This window comes from Streptomyces sp. NRRL F-2580 (assembly GCF_000720115.1).
Taxonomy (GTDB): Bacteria; Actinomycetota; Actinomycetes; order Streptomycetales; family Streptomycetaceae; genus Streptomyces.
In genome coordinates this window covers 1-4299 of sequence record NZ_JOIR01000086.1, presented here as the reverse complement: position 1 = coordinate 4299, position 4299 = coordinate 1, and the positions used below count along the sequence as shown (strand labels likewise).

Genomic DNA, 4299 nt, shown 5'->3' with positions numbered 1-4299 from the left:
CAACCGGACCCGAACCGCAGCAAGCTCCCCAGCCCTCATACCAACCAGCGAACTACCAGAGGCCCAACGTGACAAGGCCAGCTAACAAAGCCCTACTAGGAGCTGTCCGGCCGATCATGAGGTGCGTACTCTTGGCTCGTGATTGATCACGGTATTGCTCTGCCCCACTACCGTCTTCATGTCGTTCCTGCCGTCGTGGCGCTGGCCAGCCCGACGTGGCAGCGAGAGGTGTGGCTCGATCCGGATCAGTTCGAGGACCTCAGCTACACCGTGCATGTGCTTTTCGACGACTTCTGCGATGCGGACAATCCGTCGCCCTGGCTGGGGCAGTGCCTTCGCAGCGAGGAGGAAGTTGAGCTGATGGCAGGTATTGGTACCGCCTACAGCGCGGTGCAGGCCTCGGTCGGCGCCGCTGCCCGCGACGAGGCCTATCTGGACTCACTGGGCTGGTCTGCTGTCGTCGCCGCGGCGGCCCGGTTGGCTCAGGTGCTGGTGTCCAATGATCACTCGGCGTTGAGCAAGCTGCATGACGCCGGCTGCCGCTGGCCGCTCGGCGCCGAGCCGGTTGCGTCCGAGACGGATGACCAGCACGGCGAGTCATGACCGCAGCCAAATGACCAGGGCCGCAGTGACCGTTCCGAGGAAGACGTAGCCGCGCTTGTCGTACCGCGTTGCCACGGCCCGGGAGTTCTTCAATCGATTGATGGCTCGTTCGACGGTGTTGCGCTTCTTGTACTGTTCCTCGCCGAAGCCCGGCGGTCGGCTGCGTCGTGATCCTTTGCGTAGGCGGGCGGCCTGGCTGTCGATCTTCTCCGGAATCGTGTGCCGGATACCCCGACGCCGCACGTACTCGCGGCAGGGGCCGTTGCTGTATCCCTTGTCTGCCGCGACGCTGTCGGGCCTTTTGCGGGGCCGGCCCGGGCCGAGGCGGGGAACGCGAATCTTCTCCAGCACTGGCACGAACTGCGTGCAGTCCGCCTGTTGTCCTGCGGTGATGACCAGGGACAGCGGGCGGTAGCGGCCGTCGGCACTCAGATGAACCTTGCTGGTGAAGCCGCCCCGCGAGCGGCCCAGGCCCTCCCTCGCTCACCATCTCCACCAGGCGGCCGAGGAGGCTCTGCCACGGCGGCTCGTCCTGATGTTCTGGCCCCCCTCGTCCCCCTTGGACGCGGCAGGTCCCGGCGGCGGGTTTGTCCTGGCGCCGGCCGCGTGCTGGTGCGCGCACGATGGTGGAGTCCACCGAGACGTCCCAGTCGATCTCGCCCACCGCGTCTGCCGCGGCTTGGACCTGCTGCAGCAGCCGTTCCCAGGTGCCGTCCGCCGACCACGGCCGATGGCGTTCGTAAACCGTCTTCCACGGTCCGAACCGCTCCGCAGATCGCGCCAGTGCACCCCGGTCCGCACCCGGTGCAGAATTCCGTCGATCACCTGCCGGCGATCGCGCCATCGTCCACACCGGCCGTTGCTCACCGGCAGGAACGGCTGTAGCCGCTCCCACTCCGCGTCCGACAGATCACCGCGTGCTCCCCGCCCCATAGGTGGATAACGAGCAGACCGGGCGACAGTCGTATGATCGGCCGGACAGCTCCCAGGGGCGGCGCGCCGCCATTGCGAGACCGCCCGGTGAGATCTCCCCGGCGTGGATGGCCCTGGCAGATCGCCGCGATGCAAGTGGTCGGCATCCGGCCCGACGCCGTCGTGCAGAGACTGGTCGGCTCGCCCGGCTGGATCCCCTGCGGGGCAACGGCGGGGGCGACAGGTTGGCCGTCGATGTCACGCGAGTCCCCCGGCCACGCCGGACAGGACTTCATCCTCTCCCAGGAGGAGGGTGCGCCGCGCTCGTCGCCGGCTCCCTCACCGACCTGGTGCTGGACCGGGCCGGCGTGGAACCCGGTAACGGCAGGCTGGGCGGCCACACGTGGGACCGCGAGGCGGCGGCGATCAAGGTCCCGTCCGTCCGACGACGGACGGGACTCGCCTCTCAGGCGGCGCCGGCCTTCGAGCCCTTCGCGGCCTCTGCGACGTCGGCCGGACTGGCGGCGGCCGGTCGCGGCTTGCGGACGAGCGGGACCGTCGCGCACGCGGCGAGCAGGGCCGCCGCGGCGACCGCGTACCAGCCGTGCCGGAACGCGGCGACAGCGTGTCCGGGGGCCGCGGTGCCGAGGATGCCGACCAGGATCGCGACGCCGAGGACCGCGCCGATCTGGCGGCCCATCGACGTGATGGCCGAGCCGGTGGCGAAGCGGGCCGGCGGCAGGGCGGCCGCCGAGACCCCGGTCAGGACCGGGAGCGTCATGCCGACGCCGAGGCCGGTCAGCATCATGCCGGGCAGGAGCGAGGCCGCGTAGGTCGAGCCGGCGTCGAGCGTCGCGGCCCACCACAGGATGCCGGCCGCGAACAGGGCGGATCCCGCCAGCGCGATGCGGCCCGCACCGAATCTGGCGACGGCGGGCCCGATCCGCAGCGCGACCGGCGGTACCAGCAAGGGGCCCGGCGCGATGGCGAAGCCGGTGCGCAGAGCCGAGTAGCCCCACACGCCCTGGCACCACAGCACCGCGCCGAGCAGCATTCCGGCGAACGCGATGGTGAACAGCGTCAGGGCGGCCGCCGCGGATGCGAACGCCGGGACCCGGAGCAGCGGCAGCTCGACGATCGGCACGGGGTGGCGGGCCGAGCGCAGGACGAACCAGACGCCGAGCAGCACCGCGGCAGCCAGGCCGCCGAGGGTGCGGGCGCTCGCCCAACCCCAGTCAGGAGCCTTGATCAGGCCGAGCGCGAGCGTGGCGATCGACCCGGTGAGAAGTGCGGCGCCGAACAGGTCGGGCAGCGGACTCTTATCCGCTCCAGCGCGTCCGGGCGACGGCAGCACCTTGACACCGAGCGCGAACGCCGCGATCCCCACCGGCACGTTGACGATGAACACCCAGTGCCATCCGGCCTCGACCAGCAGTCCGCCGGCCACCGGCCCGAGTCCGGCGGCGATCCCGCCGAGGGACGCCCAGGCGCGCACCGCCCCGGCGCGCTTCTCGGGCGCCGTCGTGTCGAGCAGCAGCGCGAGCGACGTCGGCATCAGCAGCGCAGCACCGGCGGCCTGTACGAGCCGTGCCGCGACCAGCGTCCCGACGTTGGGAGCGAGTGCGCAGCCGACCGAGGCGAGGGTGAACACCGCCAATCCGGTCAGGAAGACCGGCTTGTGGCCCGAGCGGTCGGCGACGCGGCCGGCGACTACGAGGAGCGCCGCGAAGACGATCGCGTAGCCGTTGAGGACCCAGGAGAGGGAGCCGAGGCCGCTGCCGCCGAACGAGTGGCCGATCGCCGGGAGGGCCGCGTTGACGATGAAGAGGTCGAGGTTCGACATGAAGACGGCGGCCGCGACCGTCGCGAACACGGCTCGGGACGCGGCTGGTCGGTTTGAAATTCCAACTGTCATGGATCGGAGGCTAGTCGCGCAGGTTTGAAAACACAACGGACTCGCGAGAGGATGGGGACGTGACCTCGAACGCGAAGCAGGGCGAGAACTCGGTTCCGCACCCCGAAGTGCCTGGTCGGCCGTGCTCTGCGGCCGCCGCGCTGCAACTCGTCGGCGAACGCTGGGCCCTCCTGGCGATCCGCGAGATCTTCTACGGCAACCAGCGCTTCGACCAGATCGTCCGCAATACCGGCGCCCCCCGCGACCGCCTCGCCGCCAGACTGCGTGCACTGGAAGAGGCGGGCGTGGTCGAGCGCCGCCCCTACAGCGAGCGCCCCTTGCGCTTCGAGTACCACCTCACGGAGGCCGGCCGCGATCTCGCACCGGTGATGCACGCGTTGCTGACCTGGGGCGATCGCTGGGCGGTGGACACTCCGCCGGTCGCCTTCCGCCATCGCGGCGGGCCCGGCTCCGAGCACGCCGCCGAGCACGACCTTGATCTGAAGTCGACGTGCCGGACCTGCGGCGAGGAGGCCGGGTCGGGCGGCCTCACGATCGACGTGCGGGCGCCTGGATGGGACCGGGCCGGGCCGATCGAAGGCTCCTGAGCCCGGCAGCGATCAGGATGCTTGACGATCACCGTGCCGTACGCACACCCGACCACCACCGCAAACGGCCCCGCCGCGCCCCCCAGATGGATGGCGTGACTGGGGCGTCCATCACCGTGCCTGTGGGAGCGGGAGGGTTGACCTGGAAGGGGGCGACCGCGAGGGAGGGCCCGGGTGGCTCTCAGAGGGCGGTACGTAAGCTGATGTCCGGTTCGGTCGTCGCTTGATCGTGTGACTGCGGGGAATCCCGGCCAATCGACGGGCTTGGTCGTGTTGGAGTGG

3 protein-coding genes and 1 pseudogene are annotated in these 4299 nt (G+C 70.5%); 2 read left to right on the top strand and 2 right to left on the bottom strand.

Features of this window, described 5'->3' with window-relative positions; translation table 11 throughout:
* The first annotated feature begins 138 nt into the window (after positions 1–138).
* The gene (locus IF88_RS0139410) at positions 139–603 is read left to right on the top strand and encodes an SCO4402 family protein (RefSeq protein ID WP_234323877.1); all 465 of its coding nucleotides are present in this window, start codon (positions 139–141) and stop codon (positions 601–603) included.
* Here IF88_RS0139410 and IF88_RS45100 read toward each other — a convergent pair.
* Both IF88_RS45100 and IF88_RS0139405 read right to left on the bottom strand, forming a co-directional pair.
* A pseudogene (locus tag IF88_RS45100) lies at positions 598–1536 on the bottom strand (IS5 family transposase). The gene IF88_RS0139410 and the pseudogene IF88_RS45100 overlap by 6 nt on opposite strands.
* A 445-nt stretch (positions 1537–1981) precedes the next feature.
* Positions 1982–3430 carry an MFS transporter gene (locus tag IF88_RS0139405; RefSeq protein WP_051838351.1) on the bottom strand — a complete coding sequence of 483 codons (1449 nt, stop codon included), beginning with the start codon at positions 3428–3430 and terminating at the stop codon, positions 1982–1984.
* 59 nt (positions 3431–3489) lie between these two features.
* On the opposite strand from IF88_RS0139405, the gene IF88_RS0139400 reads away from it, so the two are divergent.
* A complete protein-coding gene (locus tag IF88_RS0139400) occupies positions 3490–4017 on the top strand; it encodes a winged helix-turn-helix transcriptional regulator (RefSeq protein WP_078893441.1) in 528 nt (175 codons plus the stop codon).
* Positions 4018–4299 lie beyond the last annotated feature (282 nt).

What these genes read in the sequence shown, in the direction of transcription:
- IF88_RS0139405 (WP_051838351.1), bottom strand. Translation starts at nt 3,430, where the DNA reads ATGACAGTTGGAATTTCAAACCGACCAGCCGCGTCCCGAGCCGTGTTC.